The sequence below is a fragment of the Janthinobacterium sp. genome, assembly GCF_031995485.1.
GTDB lineage: Bacteria > Pseudomonadota > Gammaproteobacteria > Burkholderiales > Burkholderiaceae_D > Janthinobacterium.
Map to the genome: position 1 here is coordinate 1 of NZ_DAMAGB010000051.1, position 15,764 is coordinate 15,764.

Genomic DNA, 15,764 nt, shown 5'->3' on the forward strand with positions numbered 1-15,764 from the left:
AAAGCTTGCTCAAGGCCACCATGGGAAGCTTTCCACACTTGATGGTGACATAGCCTTTTCAAGCCAAGGCAGGTCCGCGTAATCCGACAACATCGTTGGCAGCTTACTTCTTCAGCGTCTTTTCCAGCGCGACCTGGTAATCGGTCTTTTCGTAACCGGCGAAGTGCTTGTTGGTCACGTCGAGAAAGGCGCGCGAGCGGTACGCCGCTTCCAGGTCTTTGACCCATGGCTTGCCTTTGTCGGCCGTGCGGATGGCCACCAGGTTGATGTAGCTGTCCGAGATCTTTTCGGCCACCAGGGCGCTGGTCAGCTTGATGCCGGCCGCCTGGGCGAAGTTACCGTTGATGAAGGCGTAGTCGGTATCGGCCAGTGCGCGCGGCAGTTGCGCCGCTTCCAGTGGCACCAGTTTGAGTTTTTTCGGATTGGCGGCCACGTCGCGTTCGGACGCGCGCAGCGGGTCGACGTTCGGTTTGAGCTTGATCCAGCCCATCTTGTCGAGCACTACCAGTGCGCGCGCCTGGTTGGTCGGGTCGTTCGGCATGGCGATGGTGGCGCCATCCTTGATCTCGGTGAGGGCCTTGTGCTTGCTGCTGTACATGGCGATGGGGATCGTCGGCACCGTGATCAATGGCGTGATGGCCAGCTTGTTATCGGTGGCGAACTTGTTCAGGTAGACGATGTGCTGGAACACGTTGGCGTCCAGCGAGCCTTCGGCCAGCGCGTAGTTCGGCTGCACATAGTCGTTGAACTCGACGATGCGCACTTTATAGCCCTGTTTTTCCAGGATCGGCTTGATGCCGATTTTCAGCTGGTCGCCGTACGGGCCGGCGCTGGTGCCGATGACGATTTCCTTCGGGTCTTTTGCGTGGGCCGAGAAGGCCAGGGCCAGGCCGACGGTGGCGGCCAGCAGGTTGCGGCGGATGGTGTTCATGAGTGTCCTTTGATTCAATATATGATTAACGTTTGTCGAGGCGCTTGGCGATGCGGGTGCCGGCGAACTGGATGATCTGCACCAGCACGATCAGGATGGCGACGGTGACGACCATGATGTCGGTCTCGAAGCGGTAATAGCCGTAGCGGATGGCCAGGTCGCCGATGCCGCCGCCGCCCACCACGCCGGCCACGGCCGAATACGACAGGAAGCTGATCGACAGCACGGTCAGGGCCAGCACCAGGCCGGAACGCGCTTCGACCAGCAGCACGCGCAGAATGATCTGCATTTCCGACGCGCCCATGGCATGCGCCGCTTCGATCACGCCGCGCGGCACTTCGCGCAGGTTCTGTTCCACCAGGCGCGCCAGGTAGGGAATCGCGGCAAACGACAGCGGCACGCTAGCGGCCAGCGGGCCGATCGAGGTGCCGGCGATGACGCGCGTAAACGGCGTCAGGGCCACCAGCAAGATAATGAACGGGAACGAGCGCACGGTATTGACCAGCCAGCCGAGGATCATCGACAGCGGACGGTTTTCCAGCGACTGGTTTTCCGACACCAGGAACAGCAGCACGCCCAGCGGGCCGCCGATCAGGATGGCGGCGGTGAGACCTATGCCCAGCATGGTCATGGTCTGGCCCAGCGCGACCCAGATTTCCGGCAGCAGCGCGACGACGTTATTGATCGATTCTTCAAACATGGCTTGCATCCTTCCAGGCGGTCGCTTCAAACGCTTCGGTGCCGTAATAGGCCAGTTCGCGGCCCAGCGCCGTCTGGCGCGGGGTGGCGGTGTCGGCGAGGTCGAACTGTTCCGCAATCGCGCCGTTTTCCACCACGGCCACGCGGTTGCAGATGGCGCCCAGCACCGACAGCTCGTGGCTGACGAACACGATGGTCACGCCCAGGCGCTGGTTGATGTCGCGCAAGGTGCCGAGCAGCGCGCGCGTGGTTTCCGCGTCGAGTGCCGAGGTCGGTTCGTCGCACAGCAGCACGTCGGGGTGGCTGGCCAGCGCGCGGGCGATCGCCACGCGCTGTTTCTGGCCGCCCGACAGCTGCGCCGGATAGCTGTGCTGCTTGTCGGACAGGCCGACCAGCGCCAGGCATTCCTCGACACGGGCAGCGACCTGCTCGCCCCTGGTGGTGCCATGGATTTTCAATGGAAAGGCGACATTGTCGAATACGGTGGCGTTTTGCAGCAGGTTGAACTGCTGGAAGATCATGCCGATATTCTGGCGCGCGTCGCGCAGTGCGTTTTTCGACAGGCTGGTCAGTTCGCGGCCGGCCACCGTGATGGTGCCGCTGTCCGGACGTTCGAGCAGGTTGATCAGGCGCAGCAAGGTCGACTTGCCGGCGCCGCTCTTGCCGATCAGGCCGAAGATGTCGCCGGGGTAGATATCGAGGCTGACATCCTTGACGGCGTGGAATTGTTGGCCCTTGGGCAGCGCGAAGGTCTTGTTCGCGCCTTCGATGCGGATCACCGGCGGGCTGGGAGGTGTGGTCATGCAGATTCCTTTTATTATTGGAGCGTCGCGGCGCTGCCGTTGCAGTGGTAGCGGCTTCGGACAGTGCGTGGTGCGGCGTCGGCTGCGTAGTATACCCGAACGCGTTATTACTCTAACGACAGAATCTTGCTTTGGATATGCAAATAATGTCTATGCTGATGTTTTGTGGCGGTAAAAACAGGCGCGATGTTTATTGGCCGAATAAAATTCAGCATCCAATGCCAGGCATGGCGGCAGGCAAGCGAATATTTGCTGCCGGAGGCGTCACGGGATCAAGCGGCGGCGCGGCGTGGATGCGGCACGCCGCGGCGGGAAGGGGGTTATGGCGTGGAAGAGGATGGCGGCGGGGCAGATTCTGCTCCGACAGGCACCGGGGCAGGCGCCGGGCCTTCCGGGCGGCGCAGCAGGTAGACCAGCACGGCCAGCTCCATCGCGCCGACCATGGCGATCACCCACCATGGCGGATGGCCCAGGCACATGGCGACAAAGCCGATCGCCATGCCGAGCGTCGCCATGGCCTTGCCGCGGCGCGAGACGGCGCGGTGCTGGCGCCACTGGCGCAGCGGATGGCCGAAGCGCGGGTGGTTCAGCAGCCAGTGTTCGAGGCGCGGCGAGGCGCGGCTGAAGCAGGCCAGCGCCAGGATCAGGAAGATGGTGGTCGGCATCACGGGCAGCATGGCGCCGATTATGCCCAGCGCCACCATCAGCATGCCGGCCGCCGTCCAGGCCCAGCGGCGCAGGCGCGCGCCATGCGCCTCGCGCGCGGCTGGCGGCAGCTCCGGCAAGGGACCCGCGTCGCTCATCGGCCCAGCGCCTCGACGTGGCCGTGCATGCGCATGAAGGCGGCGCGCGCGCCATCGATCAGGCGCGCTTCGCCGTCCGCATCGAGCGGGGCGGAATCGAGCACGGCCGTGAAGTCGCGCCAGTGGCGCGCGCGTCCGTCCGGATGGCCGGCCAAGTGGCGCGCGCCGAAGTGTTCGTCGAGGCCGATCTTGCCGGCCAGCTTGTACAGCACGGCCGCGCCCAGCTTCGAGCCTTCGCTGACATACAGCCAGCCCAGCGCCGTGCCCAGGTCCAGCTGTTTGCCGAACGGCGGCGTGGGCGAATCGGACGGCAGCGCCGCGTCGAGGTCGCGCAGGTCGGCGGCGATGCTGGCGTAGCGGCGGCGCTGCTCCAGGTCGGGCAGCAGGGCGGCCAGGCCAGCATGGTCGTACAGGGCGTCGACATCGCGCAGGAAGGCGTATTGTGCTTGCAGGAAACGCGCGTAGTTTTGCTGGTTGTCGAATGGCGCGCTGGCCATGATGCGTTTGTCGAGCACGTCATGGGTGGCCGAGGTGTCGGCCTTCAGACGGGCGCTGCGGGGCAGGGCAGGAGTTCCGCTGTCGCTTGCGGTAATGGAATCGGGTGTGGCTGCGGTCATGTGGTCGGCTCGCTTTACGTCTCTGTATTATGGATGAATCAGGGCAATGCTGCATAGGCGGATGGCGGGCAGCGCAGATGCGCGCGGGTGGCGCGGCAAAAGGCCGAGATGATAGCAAGCGAAAAGAATAATAACAAGAATCATTCTCATCTGGTGTGCTGGAGTTTTTCAGCCAGGTGGAGAATAATCGGCAGCAGAAGGCGGTAGGGCGGAGGGCTGATTGCTTACTATCGATATTTTCGATGCTAAGTAAGTAAATTTTCCGTTTTACATCGATCTTCATGCCATGCATAATCATTGCAACAGAAGCCACATCAGTGGGCCAGTTGTACCTCAACAATGGCTTGCTTGCGGTTTTACCTCTCTTCACCTTACAGGAAACTGATCATGAAAAAACTGCTCGCCTTTATCGCCGCCGCCGGCTTCTCGCTGTCCGCCTTTGCCGCTCCAGAAGTGTACGTCATCGACGGCAGCCACACCTTCCCCCGTTTCGAATACAGCCACATGGGTTTCTCGACCCAGCAAAGCCGTTTCAATAACACCACCGGCAAGATCACGCTGGACCGCGCCGCCAAGACCGGTTCCGTCGAGGTACTGATCGATACCAAATCGGTCGACACCGGTTCGAACCTGTTCAACGGCCACATCCAGGGCGAAGACTTCCTGGATACCGCGAAGTTCCCGGTTGCCACCTACAAATCGACCAAGTTCAACTTCAATGGCGACAAGCTGGCTACCGTCGAAGGCAACCTGACCCTGAAAGGCGTGACCAAGCCAGTCACCCTGACCGTCACCTCGTTCAACTGCGCGCCACACCCGATGCTGAAAAAAGACGCCTGCGGCGCCAACGCCACCGCCCAGATCAAGCGCTCGGAATTCAATGCCGGCAAATATGCGCCAGCCGTCAGCGATGAAGTGACCCTGACGTTTGCGATTGAATCGGTCAAAGAGTAATTGTTTTAATGCGAAAAAAATGGCGGCGGGCCGATGGCCCGCCGCCATTTTTTTTCGTCTGTCTGGCAGGTCGGCTCAGGCCGCAAGCCGACACCACCACCGAATGCGCCAACAATGTTTCGCGGCATCGTGAATTTGCGGTTACGACAAGTGATGCACCTCCTGCTGCCCATACACGGGCGTGTCCAGTCCCTCCATGCGGGCCTTCAGCTGCAGCGACAGGTATTGCGAATAATGGCGCGACTGGTGCAGGTTGCCGCCGTGGAACCACAGCGCCTGCTGGCGGGTCGGCTTCCACATATTGCGCTGTTCGCCTTCCCACGGACCCGGATCTTTGGTTGTATTCGACCCCAGTCCCCAGACCTTGCCCACCTTGTTGGCCACTTCCGGCGAGATCAGATCGGCGGCCCAGCCGTTCATCGAGCCATAGCCGGTGGCGTACACCACCAGGTCGGCCGGCAGTTCGGTGCCGTCCGTCAGCAGCACCGAGTGTTCCTTGAGCTCCGCCACGCCGACGCCGCTTTTCAGCTTGATCTTGCCGTCGGCCACCAGTTCGGACGCACCGACGTCGATGTAGTAGCCGGAACCGCGGCGCAGGTATTTCATGAACAGGCCGGAATCGTCGTCGCCGAAGTCCAGCATGAAGCCTTTTTCTTCCAGCCGTGCATAAAAATCGGCGTCGCGCTCGCGGATCGCCCTGAACACGGGTTTTTGAAAATCGGCCAGGATCTTGTACGGGATCGAGGCAAAGGTCAGGTCGGCCTTGGCGGTGGTCATGCCGGCCGCCAGCGCCCGTTCGGAGTACAGGTCGCCCAGCGCCAGGTCCATCAGCGAGTCGGACTTGACGATATGCGTCGACGAGCGCTGCACCATGGTCACGTCCACGCCCGCTTCCCACAGCGCAGCGCAGATATCGTGGGCGGAATTGTTGGCGCCGATCACCACCACCTTCTTGCCGGCATACGCGTCCGGCCCCGGATGCTGCGACGAGTGCTGCTGCTCGCCGCGGAACACGTCCATGCCCTTGAACTTCGGCAGGTTCGCCTTGCCCGACATGCCGGTGGCCAGCACCAGCTGTTTCGGCGTCAACGTGATGCTCTGGCCATCGCGCACCACCTTGACCGTCCACTCCCCGGTGGCCTCGTCGAAGCTGGCCGACTCGCAGGTGGTCGAACCCCAATAGTTCAGTTCCATCACCTTGGTATACATCTCCAGCCAGTCGCCGACCTTGTCCTTCGGCGTGAAGACGGGCCAGTTGTCGGGGAACGGGATATACGGCATATGGTCGTACCAGACGGGGTCGTGCAGGCACAAGGACTTGTAACGCTTGCGCCAGCTGTCGCCGGCCCGCGCATTTTTTTCGATAATGATGGTGGGAACATTGAGCTGGCGCAGCCGCGCGCCGAGCGCGATGCCGCCCTGGCCGCCGCCGATAATCACGCAATACGGCTGGCGCGCGTAGCCGAGTTCTGCCGCCTCGCGCTCGCGCTGCTCCAGCCAGCTGGTGCGGTTGGTGCGCGCGCCGTGCTCGGCGCCCATCGGCCGGCGTCCACCCTTGGCCTCTTCAAAGCCTTTCAGCTCGCTCATGGTGGTGAGGAGGGTCCAGATCTTGCCGTCGCGGATGCGGATAAAGCCCACGCCGCGCGCCACATTGGTGTCGATGCTGATCCAGCATTGTGTGACGCCGCCGGCCTCGCTGGCCTGTTCTCCCTCGGCGATGCGGATGGTCACGGGACGCACGGCAGCGAGCTGGGCGTGCAGCATGGCGCTGATCTGCGCGCGGCCCTCCAGGGTCTTCAAATTCCAGGTGAACAGCACCAGGTCGCGCCAGTAGCCGTCTTGCTCGAACAGCTGCGCCGCGCTGTCGCCGTCGCCGGCACGTAAATGGCCTTCGAGCTGCTCCAGCATGGCGGCCACCGTGTGTTGATGGGTATCGTTGCTCATCGTGTCTCCTCATGTCGTGATGATGGAATGCGGCTTGTGTTTTTCCACCGCTGACGATGTTGTATCACGCGCGATTTGAGGTGGCATTGCGCAGTGCAGCACAAGCGGCGATGAGACAAAAATCTCAGCTAGTTGCCGCTTATTGCCGCTTATTGCCTGTGCGGTGCGACGATGTTCAGCTGTTTCAGGCGCCGGTACAAGGTGGCGCGCGAGACACCCAGCATGGCCGCCGCCGTCAATGGCCGCCATTTGGCCTGCGTCATGGCCTGCACGATGCGCGTGCGTTCGGCCTGTTCCTGCGCGTTGTAGTCTGGCGCATTGTCGACGGGACTGGCAGTGCTGGTGATACGGCCGCGTGGCTTGGCATGCCTGGCCGGTGCGCGCACGCGCGCATGCAGCCAGGTGCCCGCGCCCGCCAGCCGCAGCGACAGCAACTGATGGCCGGCGCGCGCATCGACCAGCCGTTCCGCGCGCACCTCCAGCACCTCGCCGACGGGCCGGGGCAGGGCATCGAGACCGGCAATCACCTGCCGCGCGCAGCGGTTCGCCGCCACGATATCGCCATGTTCGTCGATGGCGAGCAGCATTTCCGGCTGTACTTCCACGAAATGGCGGTTGCGGTGGGCCAGCAAAATACAGCAGTGGCCATATGATTGGAGGAAAAAACCGTCCTCGATCACGGTCGCGCTTTGCCGCACCAGCTGGTACACCAGGCGCTGGCTGTCGCGCGCATCGGGCGAGGACAGGGCGGACGCATCGAGCACACCAATCAGCTCGCCATGCGGAGTAAAGATCGGCGCGGCGCTGCAGGTGAGGCCCGTAAACGCGGCGCGGAAATGGTCGGTCTTGTGCACGGTGATCGCTTCCCGGTCCAGCAGCACGGACGCGATGCCGCAGGTGCCTTCTTCATTTTCGGACCAGCACGAACCCGGATACAGTCCCGCTTTCTTGAAATGCTTGCGCTGGTCCTGGTCGACCGCGTAGTCGATCGTCACGCCGTGCGCATTGGCCAGGATCACGCAGTAGCCCGCTTCGCGCACCATCGCATGCAGGCGCGGCAGGCATTGTCCGGTCGAGCGTAAAAAGTTCTCTTCCGACTGCTGGATCGCGCGCAGCTCGCCGCCCGTCAAAATGCGCGGGCCGGTGGTCGAGGCGGGGTCAAGCCGGTAGTCGTCGAGCGAACGGCGGTACGATGAGGCAAGGCGGGCAAGGTCCTGGCCCGGATTGACGACCCTGCCGGCGATCAGGTCGCGCACGCGGTCAAGATGGCTGGTCTGGCGCACATAGGGCATGGCGGTCTCCTTTGGTGTTGCTTTTTATCTGCTGCTTGTAGCACGAAGCGGGGCGCAATGCATTCTGCAGCGCAGCACCGTGTCCAGATGAGACATTCGTCTCAGCAGTGCGGCGCTGATGGGCACAATTGCAATACCATGTTCCTGCTGTTACCAACTATTACTTGAAATGCAAGTAAAAAATACCAAGGAGTATCAAGATTGAATGCTGGCCGTCCCGATGATCATGCAGTAACGCCACCCCCGCCACCGCCGAGGCTGAGCTTGGGCAAGCGCCTGCTGTGGCCTTTCGTGCAATTGGGGCAGGCCTTCAAGCTGACCGGCACCCACTTGCTGCACCATATTATCGGTGCCACCCTGATCGCCTCGCTGATGCTGGCGCTGGAAGGGTTTCATGTGCTCGAATGGCTCGATGCGGCCATGCTGCGCGCCAGCGCCGAACATGGCCAGCTGACGCGCGAGCGCACCGACCAGGGCGCGCAATACCGGCCCGGCATTATCGAGATCGACCAGCCGGCGTTTGAAAAAGTATTCGACGAGCGCGAACCGCTGGAGCGCTCGCGCCTGGAGCAGCTGATCGCCAGCGCGGCCGCGCGCGGCAGCAAGGTGCTGGCGATCGACCTGGACCTGGCGCCGGCCGTGTATGAGCAGAACAAGGATGGCGAACGCCCGCTCGACAGCCTGCTCGACAGGCTGGCCGGCGAGGGCCGCCAGCTGGTGCTGATCCTGCCCGAACAGTCGGACCAGAACGCCAACCTGCCGTGGATCCGTGAACGCTGCGCGGCCGGCGTGCATTTTGCCAGCGCCCGCATCCGCGAGCGCATGGGCGCCGTCACCCGCATCGAAGTGAAAAGCCCGGTGCTGTCGGCCGTCGCCTTCGAGCTCGCGCATGGCGCCGAGGAACAGGAAAACAAGCAGCCGATACCCGCCGTGCTGTCCGAACAGAAGGAAGTGGTGCCGCTGGCCGACCGCGTCTGCCAGCTGGCCAGGCGCACGAATAGTGAAAAGGAACTGGCGCGCTGGGCGTTCGAGCCGGTGATCCATGGTGACGCGAAGGATGCTGCCGAACAGAACGCCGTCACGGCGCCGTTCCACCCGACGGCGATGGCGCCGGAATTCCTGAACCCGACGCGCACGCGCGTGAAACTGGTCGATGGCAAGGCCGGCGTGGCGGCCGACGCCCTGCGCAAGAATGTCGTGTATATCGGCGCCACCTACGACGTGCGCGACCGCTACACCACGGCCGAAGGCGAACAGGCCAGCCTGCACCTGCATGCGGCCGGCCACACTTCGCTGGGCATCGGCACGGCCGACGTCAACAAATATGCGGTGTTTGCGGCCGATGTGCTGCTGGGCATCCTGCTGGGCTGCCTGTTCGGCGGCCTGTGGACCCTGTACGGCCGCGCCGAGCTGGCGATCGACAAGCGCATGGAAGACCACGATATCGGCAAGCTGCACCAGATGGGCACGCTGGCCGAGTTCTACGGCATCCGCATGATCCTGGCGGTGGTGTGGGCCTCGCCGGTGCTGATCGGCGTGTTGGCCGTGTACCTGTCGCATTTCCTGCTGGAACAGGGCTGGTGGGTCAATCCGGGACCGCTGATTGCAGGCATGTTCCTGCACGCCATGTCGCTGCGCGACGAAGCGCATCACCCGCACGAAGAAGTGCCGGGCCTGAACGTGTGGGCCCAGCTGCGCCGCACGCATCCGGGTATCGTGCTGGTGCAGGCGCCGCTGGCGGTGATATTATTTATTATCGCCGTCGTGTAAACCATTGTTGGCGCCAACGCCGTTGTCGGATTCGCGGCGCTGCGCGCCGCTAATCCGAGCCGGGGAGGATGCCATGCTGAACGGAGGATGTTTGTGCGGAGATATCCGCTATGAAGCGGGTGCGGGCGCCATGCACCAGAGCGCCTGCCATTGTTCCAGGTGCCGCCGCGCCTCGGGCGCGCCGTTTGTTGCGTGGTTCAGCGTGCCGCGCGCGAATCTGCGCTGGCTGCAGGGCAGGCCTGTGGCGTATGCTTCCAGCGAGCACGGCACGCGCAGCTTCTGTGCGCGCTGCGGCACGCAATTGATGTTTGAAGACGACCGTTCTCCGGAAGAGGTCGATCTGACCACGTGCAGCCTGGACCAGCCGGATCGGTTGGCGCCGCAGAGCCATATCTATACAGCCACGCAGGTGGCGTGGGTGAAGCTCGCTGATGGCTTGCCGAGATATGATGCGTCCAGTAGGTCGGATTAGGCCCGTCGGGCCGTAATCCGACAAAACCGCCGACGCCAACAATGTTGTCGGATTACGCGCTTGCGCGCTAATCCGACCTACGTGACTCCACCGCGCCGTAATCCGACGGATTCGCCGGGATTCGCCGCGTTATGCCAGCAGTTTCAACCCCGGCGGCAGCGCTTCGCCCAAAATTCGTTTTGTACTCGCTTCATCGAGCTGCACCATCTCGCGTACCATGGCGATCCAGGTGTCGGGCGCGCCGATGCCTTTCAGGCGGGCGATGATGGCGGCGCGCTGCGCGTCGCCGATATCGCGCGAGCGGTCGCCCGTCATGCGCGCGATATGCGAGGCGGCAAAGGCCGCCGCTTCGGTTTTTTTCCAGTCCAGCATCAAGAGCTTGTCCAGCCATTCGGCGGCGGTTTGCGCGTCCACCACTTCATGCGCGCTGCCGTGGAAGGGCTGGCGCGCGCCGACCCTGGCCAGCGCCCACAGGCTGTGCGCGTCGCCGGCGTCGGTCCTGCCCCTGGTTTTTTCCAGGCGTTTCAACAGCCAGGCGCCCACCTCGGCCTTGTAGCTGCCGGGGATGCGTTCGAGCGAAGCGCCCAGGCGCAGCATGTCGTCGGCGCTGCCGTTGACCAGGGTGACAGGGCGGCTGCTGCGCTGGGCCGCATCGGCCTGCAGATTGAAGGCGAAGTCGTCCAGCAGGCGCAGTTGCCGGGCGGCGTCCAGCCCGCCCGTCACGCGGCGCCACAGGGTCCACCATTCGGCGCAGACCTGGCTGTCCTTGTGGTGCTGCACGCCCGTGTCGAACATGGCCCACAGCTGGTCGATGCGCCACGAATCGAGCGCGTCGCCATAGCCGGGGCGCAGGCACCAGCCGGCCAGGTTCAGCCACACGCGCTCGTGTTCGGCCGAGCGGCGCCGGCCGCGCGCGCGCTGCAGCAGGGCGTCGAACAGCTGGCGCAGCAGGGCGGTATCCCAGCCTTCGCGCCCGCCCAGGCCCTGTTCCAGGTGCTGGCGCAGCTGGCGCACTTCCTTCGGTTCGACTTTCTGCGCCTTGCCGCCGAAGATGCGCTCGATCTTGTCGAGCGCTTCCCTGACGCGTGGCGGGACCGTGTCCGCGTCGTCGTCGGGATCTTCACCGGCGCGCAGCTGGAACTCCAGCAGCCAGCGCAGGCTCGCCTTGTCCTCGGCCACGCAATGCACTTCCAGCGTGCCCACTTCCGTCATCACGGTGGCCAGCTGCACCGTGATTTCGCGCTTGTCGGCCGGGTTGGCCGGATCGTGCAGCACGCTGGCCAGCGGCGGCAGGCGCACAAAATCGCCGTCTTTCAGGTCGACGATATGGCCCAGCTGCGGCGGCGTGCCGGTTTCGCCGGTGGACGAGGCCAGGTGAAAACGCACGGGCCGGCCCAGGCGCAGCGCGAAGCGGCGCTCAAGCAGGCGGATCTCTTCGCCGCTGTTTGCTCCGCGCGGCAGGATGCAGACGGCGCGCTGGTCCTTGCCCGCGTCGCCCAGCACCAGGAAATAGCTGCGCGGCGAGCCGCCACCGATGCGTGGCGCCTGGCCACGGCGCGCCAGCGCGTAGGCAACGGCGCCACGCGCCACCGCCACGTCGGGATTATCGTTGTGCAGCACCGTGACGGGCGCGCCGCGCCAGTGCGTCAGCGTGTCGGCCAGCCGGCGCGCCAGCGCATCGGCGCGGAACACGCCGCCATTGAGCAGCAGGGTGTCGGGCAGCGCGCCCGGATGCTGCTGCAAAAAGCTGGCCAGATGGCGCGTGATGGCCGCATCCTGCGCATACGGCAGGCCGAATGCAACGATGCCGGCGCGGCCCTTCCTGGCCATGTCCGATGCGTCCACCAGCGGGAAGAAACCGTCGATTATCATGGTGGCGACTTCTTCGCGCGTGATCTCGACCGAGCGCGTGCCGCCGATCAGGCGCGATCCCGCGCCCAGCAACGTCACTGTCGCCTTGTCGGGCGCGTCCTGCGACAGCAGCACTTCCTTGGCGGCGCGGCAGCGTTCCATCAGCTGCGACAGGCGCGCGGCCGACAATTTCATGCCACCGTCCGCGCCAGATGCCATGCGCGTTTCGACCAGATGCGCCAGCGCCAGGTCCATATTGTCGCCGCCGAGTATCAGATGGTTGCCCACGCCGCTGCGCGTGAACTGCGGTTCATTTTCATCTTCGTCAAAACTGACGTCGATCAGACTGAAGTCGGTGGTGCCGCCCCCCACATCCACCACCAGGATGCGGCGCGTGCCGGCCAGCTGCACGCGCAAGTCATCGCGGTGGCGGTGCAGGAAATCGTAAAAGGCCGCCTGCGGTTCTTCCACCAGCCGCAGCGCAGGCAGGCCGGCGATGTTTGCCGCTTCGACGGTCAACGCGCGCGCGCCTTCGTCGAACGAAGCGGGTATGGTCAGCACCAGTTCCTGGCGCTCCAGCGGAGCGTCGGGAAAGCGGGCATTCCACGCGGCGCGCACATAGGCCAGGTAGCTGGCGCTGGCCGCCACCGGCGACACCCTGGCCACATCGTCCGCCGCGCCCCACGGAAGAATCGGCGCATGGCGGTCGACCTGCGCATGCGACAGCCAGCTCTTGGCGCTGGCCACCAGCCGGCCCGGCACCTGGCCGCCGAGCACGCGCGCCAGCGTGCCTGTCACGGCGTCCTGAACGCCAGCCACGTCGGGCGTCGACCAGGGCAGGCGCAATGCGTCCTGCGCCAGCTCGCCGGCGGCAGGGTGAAAGCGCAAGGAGGGCAGCAGCGGGCGCGGCCCCACTTCACCGGGTGCCAGCAGCTGCTCGATGTCGAACAGGCGGAGGCCTGCGCTGGTGTCCGACGCATCGGCGTAGGCCACCACCGTATTGGTGGTGCCCAGGTCGATGCCGACCAGATACGCCGCTGTGCCCCTGGCCTTGGCCATTTATTGTGCCGTGCCGCGCACGTCGAACTCCACCTTCCAGCGCTCGGCGCCGTCCGGCGAGACGGCCAGCAGCTCCAGGGTGCCCGCTTCCGTCACGCGCGCACGCAGTTTTACCTGCACCACGTCGCCGGCCTGGCGGTTTTCCGCCGACAGGGTGGCCTGGATTTCGTTCAGTTCCTGCAGTTCTTCCGGACCCCAGAAGTCGAGCAGGTCGCCGATCTGGTCGCTGCGGCGCGTGGACGAGGCAAAGAAGCGGAAGTGCACCGGTTCGCCCACCACCAGGCCGAACTGCTGGCCCGGCAGTTCCAGCTCGCTGCCTTCTTCCATGCCGAACGGCGCCACGCACAGGGCCTGGATCGGCGGCTCCATGCCGGGAATGGCCGGCATGGCCGACTCGATCGCCACGTAGAAGGAACTGGCCGTGCCGCCGCGGATGCGCACGCCATGGCCGCGCCGCACATAGCTGTAATAGGCGGCGCCGCGCGCCACCGCCAGGTCCAGGTCGGCGCCGGCCAGCATGCGTGCCGGTTCCGCGCCTTCCAGGTACAGCCAGTCGTTGACGGCGCCCATGATGCGCTGCACCAGCAGGTCGGACTTGAACACGCCGCCGTTGAACAGCACGGCGGTCGGATGCAAGAAACTGGCATCGCTCGACTGGCGGCCGGCAAAGCCTTCCAGTTCGGCGGTGGCGCCCACTTGCCGGCCCAGGAACGCGGCCAGGTGGCGCGTGATGGCCGCGTCCTGCGCATACGGCAGGCCCAGCTGCGTCAGGCCGGCGCGCGTGCGCACGGCAGGGCGGCTTGATGCTTCCACCTGCGGGAAGAAGCCCTCTAAAATAAAGGTCGACACTTCAGCACGCGTGAGCTCGGTGCGGATCGAGCCGCCGATCAGTTTCGAGCCGCGGCTCGGCACCACGATCGGCGCGGTATCGAGACCGCTGTCGGCCAGCAGGCTTTCCTTGGCGCTGCGGCAGCCGTAGGTCAGCGCGCGCATCTGCCACGCATCGAGCTGGGTGCCGTTGGCGGCCAGCTTGCGCGCCACCAGGTGCGCCAGCGCCAGGTCCATATTGTCGCCGCCGAGCAGGATATGCTCGCCGACGGCCACGCGGTGCGGTTCCAGCACGCCATCGCGTTCGAGCACGGCGATCAGCGAGAAGTCGCTGGTGCCGCCGCCCACGTCGACGACCAGGATGATGTCGCCCGGTTTCACGTCCTTGCGCCAGCGGCCTTCGCTGGTCTGGATCCAGCTGTACAGGGCCGCCTGCGGCTCTTCCAGCAGGGTCAGATTGCCGTAGCCGGCCGCCTGCGCCGCTTCCATCGTCAGCTCGCGCGCGGATGGATCGAACGAGGCGGGAATGGTGACGGTGATTTCCTGCTGCGCGAACGGCGCTTCCGGATGCGCGTTGTCCCAGGCCTGGCGCAAGTGCGTCAGGTAGCGCGTGGCGGCCGTGATGGGCGAAATGCGCGCCACTTCCGGCGGCGCATCGTTCGGCAGAATCGCCGCGCGGCGGTCCACGCCCGGGTGGCACAGCCAGCTTTTCGCGCTCGACACCAGGCGGATCGGCGTGGTGGCGCCGCGGCTGCGGGCCATCTCGCCGACCACGAACGGCGCCTCGGCTTCTTCGGTCACCCAGGGCAGGGCCAGGTCGCCGGGCGCCACTTCATCGGCGTGCGGCAGGTAGACGAAGGACGGCAGCAGCGGCAGCTCTTCCAGCGTGCCGGGGCTTGACAACTGCGGCACCTGCAGCACGCCGTGCACGGATTTCTCGCCGTCGCTCTGGCCCAGGTTCACATACGACAGGGCGCTGTGGGTGGTGCCGAGGTCGATGCCGATCGCAAATTGCGGGGTCAAGGTCTGGGCGCTCACAGTTCCACCTCGGCCGGCGCCAGGATGGCTGCGTCATGCTTGTCGTTCAGTTTCGGCAGACGCACGGCGGCGGCGCGCCAGCCGCGGTGGCTCAGCGTTCCCGTAAACGGCGCCGAGCCGACCACGTTGCCGGTCAGGCGCACGGTGGCCGGATCGAAGCCTGCCTGCAGCACGATGCGGCTGCCTTCGTTTTCGGCGCGCACCGGTTCAATGCTGAAGTACTCGCGCATCACCTTGGCGCAGCCTTCATGCACCACGCGGGCGGCGGCGCCGATATCGGCATCGGCATGGCTGGCCAGGTTTTCCTGGGTAAAGTCGATCAATCGTGCTTCGCGTTGCAGCAGCGCCAGCAGTTGCAGCGCGGCGTCGGGCGTGGCTTCCTTCAGGATGACGGGAGCGGCGGCAGGCGTTGGCACCGGCGCCGGTGCGGGCGCCGGGGCGACGGGCGCGACCGGTGCGGCCTCGGGCAGGTTCAGCTTTTCCACGCGGGCGGCATAGGCGCCATCGGACAGGGTGCTGAAAAAAGCGCCAAAGGCCAGCGGGATGCGGCGCCAGAACGACGGATGGTTTGGTGTGCTCATAATGGATGCGTTCTCTTATAGTAGGGCGTCGGCGGCGCGCGCTTGAGTGGCTCGATGCGCAGGGCCGCTTCGCGGTGTGTTGCAAGGCTCGGGCTGCTTGACGGCCCGGCGTTTGCCCGCAT

General features: G+C 65.0%; 13 protein-coding genes. 3 read left to right on the forward strand and 10 right to left on the reverse strand.

Going from position 1 to position 15,764, the window contains the following annotated elements; genetic code table 11:
• Window positions 1-103: 103 nt before the first annotated feature.
• The 5 genes from RTQ46_RS22740 to RTQ46_RS22760 all read right to left on the reverse strand — a co-directional run bounded on the left by RTQ46_RS22740 (window position 104) and on the right by RTQ46_RS22760 (window position 3,853).
• Window positions 104-931 carry a MetQ/NlpA family ABC transporter substrate-binding protein gene (locus tag RTQ46_RS22740; RefSeq protein ID WP_312439863.1) on the reverse strand — a complete coding sequence of 276 codons (828 nt, stop codon included), beginning with the start codon at window positions 929-931 and terminating at the stop codon, window positions 104-106.
• 25 nt (window positions 932-956) lie between these two features.
• Entirely contained in the window at window positions 957-1,631 is a 675-nt protein-coding gene (locus tag RTQ46_RS22745) for a methionine ABC transporter permease (protein WP_312439864.1), read from the reverse strand.
• Window positions 1,624-2,433: a methionine ABC transporter ATP-binding protein gene (locus RTQ46_RS22750; protein ID WP_312439865.1), complete on the reverse strand. Its 810-nt coding sequence runs from the start codon at window positions 2,431-2,433 to the stop codon at window positions 1,624-1,626. Before RTQ46_RS22750 ends, RTQ46_RS22745 begins: the two co-directional genes overlap by 8 nt.
• 320 nt (window positions 2,434-2,753) lie before the next feature.
• Window positions 2,754-3,236 carry a YbaN family protein gene (locus tag RTQ46_RS22755; RefSeq protein WP_409518365.1) on the reverse strand — a complete coding sequence of 161 codons (483 nt, stop codon included), beginning with the start codon at window positions 3,234-3,236 and terminating at the stop codon, window positions 2,754-2,756.
• On the reverse strand, window positions 3,233-3,853 hold the full coding sequence (locus RTQ46_RS22760) for a biliverdin-producing heme oxygenase (RefSeq protein ID WP_312439866.1): 621 nt from the start codon (window positions 3,851-3,853) through the stop codon (window positions 3,233-3,235). The genes RTQ46_RS22755 and RTQ46_RS22760 overlap by 4 nt, the downstream gene beginning before the upstream one ends.
• 387 nt (window positions 3,854-4,240) lie before the next feature.
• Here RTQ46_RS22760 and RTQ46_RS22765 point away from each other — a divergent pair, with 387 nt between their 5' ends.
• Window positions 4,241-4,807 carry a YceI family protein gene (locus RTQ46_RS22765; RefSeq protein ID WP_312439867.1) on the forward strand — a complete coding sequence of 189 codons (567 nt, stop codon included), beginning with the start codon at window positions 4,241-4,243 and terminating at the stop codon, window positions 4,805-4,807.
• Between the two features lie 141 nt (window positions 4,808-4,948).
• Here the strand turns inward: RTQ46_RS22765 and RTQ46_RS22770 are convergent, their stop codons facing one another.
• Together RTQ46_RS22770 and RTQ46_RS22775 are read right to left on the reverse strand one after the other, a co-directional pair.
• Window positions 4,949-6,751 (reverse strand): NAD(P)/FAD-dependent oxidoreductase, encoded by a 1,803-nt coding sequence (locus RTQ46_RS22770; RefSeq protein ID WP_312439868.1) that lies wholly within the window; start codon window positions 6,749-6,751, stop codon window positions 4,949-4,951.
• A gap of 149 nt (window positions 6,752-6,900) precedes the next feature.
• Window positions 6,901-8,043, reverse strand: a complete 1,143-nt coding sequence (locus RTQ46_RS22775) for a GAF domain-containing protein (protein WP_312439869.1) — start codon at window positions 8,041-8,043, stop codon at window positions 6,901-6,903.
• Window positions 8,044-8,307: 264 nt separating this feature from the next.
• Between RTQ46_RS22775 and RTQ46_RS22780 the strand changes: the two genes are divergently transcribed.
• Both RTQ46_RS22780 and RTQ46_RS22785 read left to right on the forward strand, forming a co-directional pair.
• Window positions 8,308-9,813 carry a CHASE2 domain-containing protein gene (locus tag RTQ46_RS22780; protein WP_312439870.1) on the forward strand — a complete coding sequence of 502 codons (1,506 nt, stop codon included), beginning with the start codon at window positions 8,308-8,310 and terminating at the stop codon, window positions 9,811-9,813.
• A gap of 91 nt (window positions 9,814-9,904) precedes the next feature.
• On the forward strand, window positions 9,905-10,285 hold the full coding sequence (locus RTQ46_RS22785; protein WP_312439871.1) for a GFA family protein: 381 nt from the start codon (window positions 9,905-9,907) through the stop codon (window positions 10,283-10,285).
• 129 nt (window positions 10,286-10,414) lie between these two features.
• On the opposite strand, the gene RTQ46_RS22790 is transcribed toward RTQ46_RS22785, so the two are convergent.
• The 3 genes from RTQ46_RS22790 to RTQ46_RS22800 are packed head-to-tail and all read right to left on the reverse strand — an operon-like array spanning window position 10,415 to window position 15,642.
• On the reverse strand, window positions 10,415-13,195 hold the full coding sequence (locus RTQ46_RS22790; protein ID WP_312439872.1) for an Hsp70 family protein: 2,781 nt from the start codon (window positions 13,193-13,195) through the stop codon (window positions 10,415-10,417).
• Entirely contained in the window at window positions 13,196-15,061 is a 1,866-nt protein-coding gene (locus tag RTQ46_RS22795; protein ID WP_312439873.1) for an Hsp70 family protein, read from the reverse strand. It lies immediately after the preceding gene.
• Window positions 15,058-15,642: a DUF2760 domain-containing protein gene (locus tag RTQ46_RS22800; RefSeq protein ID WP_312439874.1), complete on the reverse strand. Its 585-nt coding sequence runs from the start codon at window positions 15,640-15,642 to the stop codon at window positions 15,058-15,060. Before RTQ46_RS22800 ends, RTQ46_RS22795 begins: the two co-directional genes overlap by 4 nt.
• Between the last annotated feature and the right edge of the window lie 122 nt (window positions 15,643-15,764).

Excerpts from the sequence above, each read along its gene's own strand:
- RTQ46_RS22760 (WP_312439866.1), bottom strand. The coding sequence starts at position 3,853 with ATGACCGCAGCCACACCCGATTCCATTACCGCAAGCGACAGCGGAACT.
- RTQ46_RS22745 (WP_312439864.1), bottom strand. The coding sequence starts at position 1,631 with ATGTTTGAAGAATCGATCAATAACGTCGTCGCGCTGCTGCCGGAAATC.
- RTQ46_RS22755 (WP_409518365.1), bottom strand. The coding sequence starts at position 3,236 with ATGAGCGACGCGGGTCCCTTGCCGGAGCTGCCGCCAGCCGCGCGCGAG.
- RTQ46_RS22775 (WP_312439869.1), bottom strand. The coding sequence starts at position 8,043 with ATGCCCTATGTGCGCCAGACCAGCCATCTTGACCGCGTGCGCGACCTG.
- RTQ46_RS22790 (WP_312439872.1), bottom strand. The coding sequence starts at position 13,195 with ATGGCCAAGGCCAGGGGCACAGCGGCGTATCTGGTCGGCATCGACCTG.
- RTQ46_RS22750 (WP_312439865.1), bottom strand. The coding sequence starts at position 2,433 with ATGACCACACCTCCCAGCCCGCCGGTGATCCGCATCGAAGGCGCGAAC.
- RTQ46_RS22765 (WP_312439867.1), top strand. The coding sequence starts at position 4,241 with ATGAAAAAACTGCTCGCCTTTATCGCCGCCGCCGGCTTCTCGCTGTCC.
- RTQ46_RS22740 (WP_312439863.1), bottom strand. The coding sequence starts at position 931 with ATGAACACCATCCGCCGCAACCTGCTGGCCGCCACCGTCGGCCTGGCC.
- RTQ46_RS22800 (WP_312439874.1), bottom strand. The coding sequence starts at position 15,642 with ATGAGCACACCAAACCATCCGTCGTTCTGGCGCCGCATCCCGCTGGCC.
- RTQ46_RS22770 (WP_312439868.1), bottom strand. The coding sequence starts at position 6,751 with ATGAGCAACGATACCCATCAACACACGGTGGCCGCCATGCTGGAGCAG.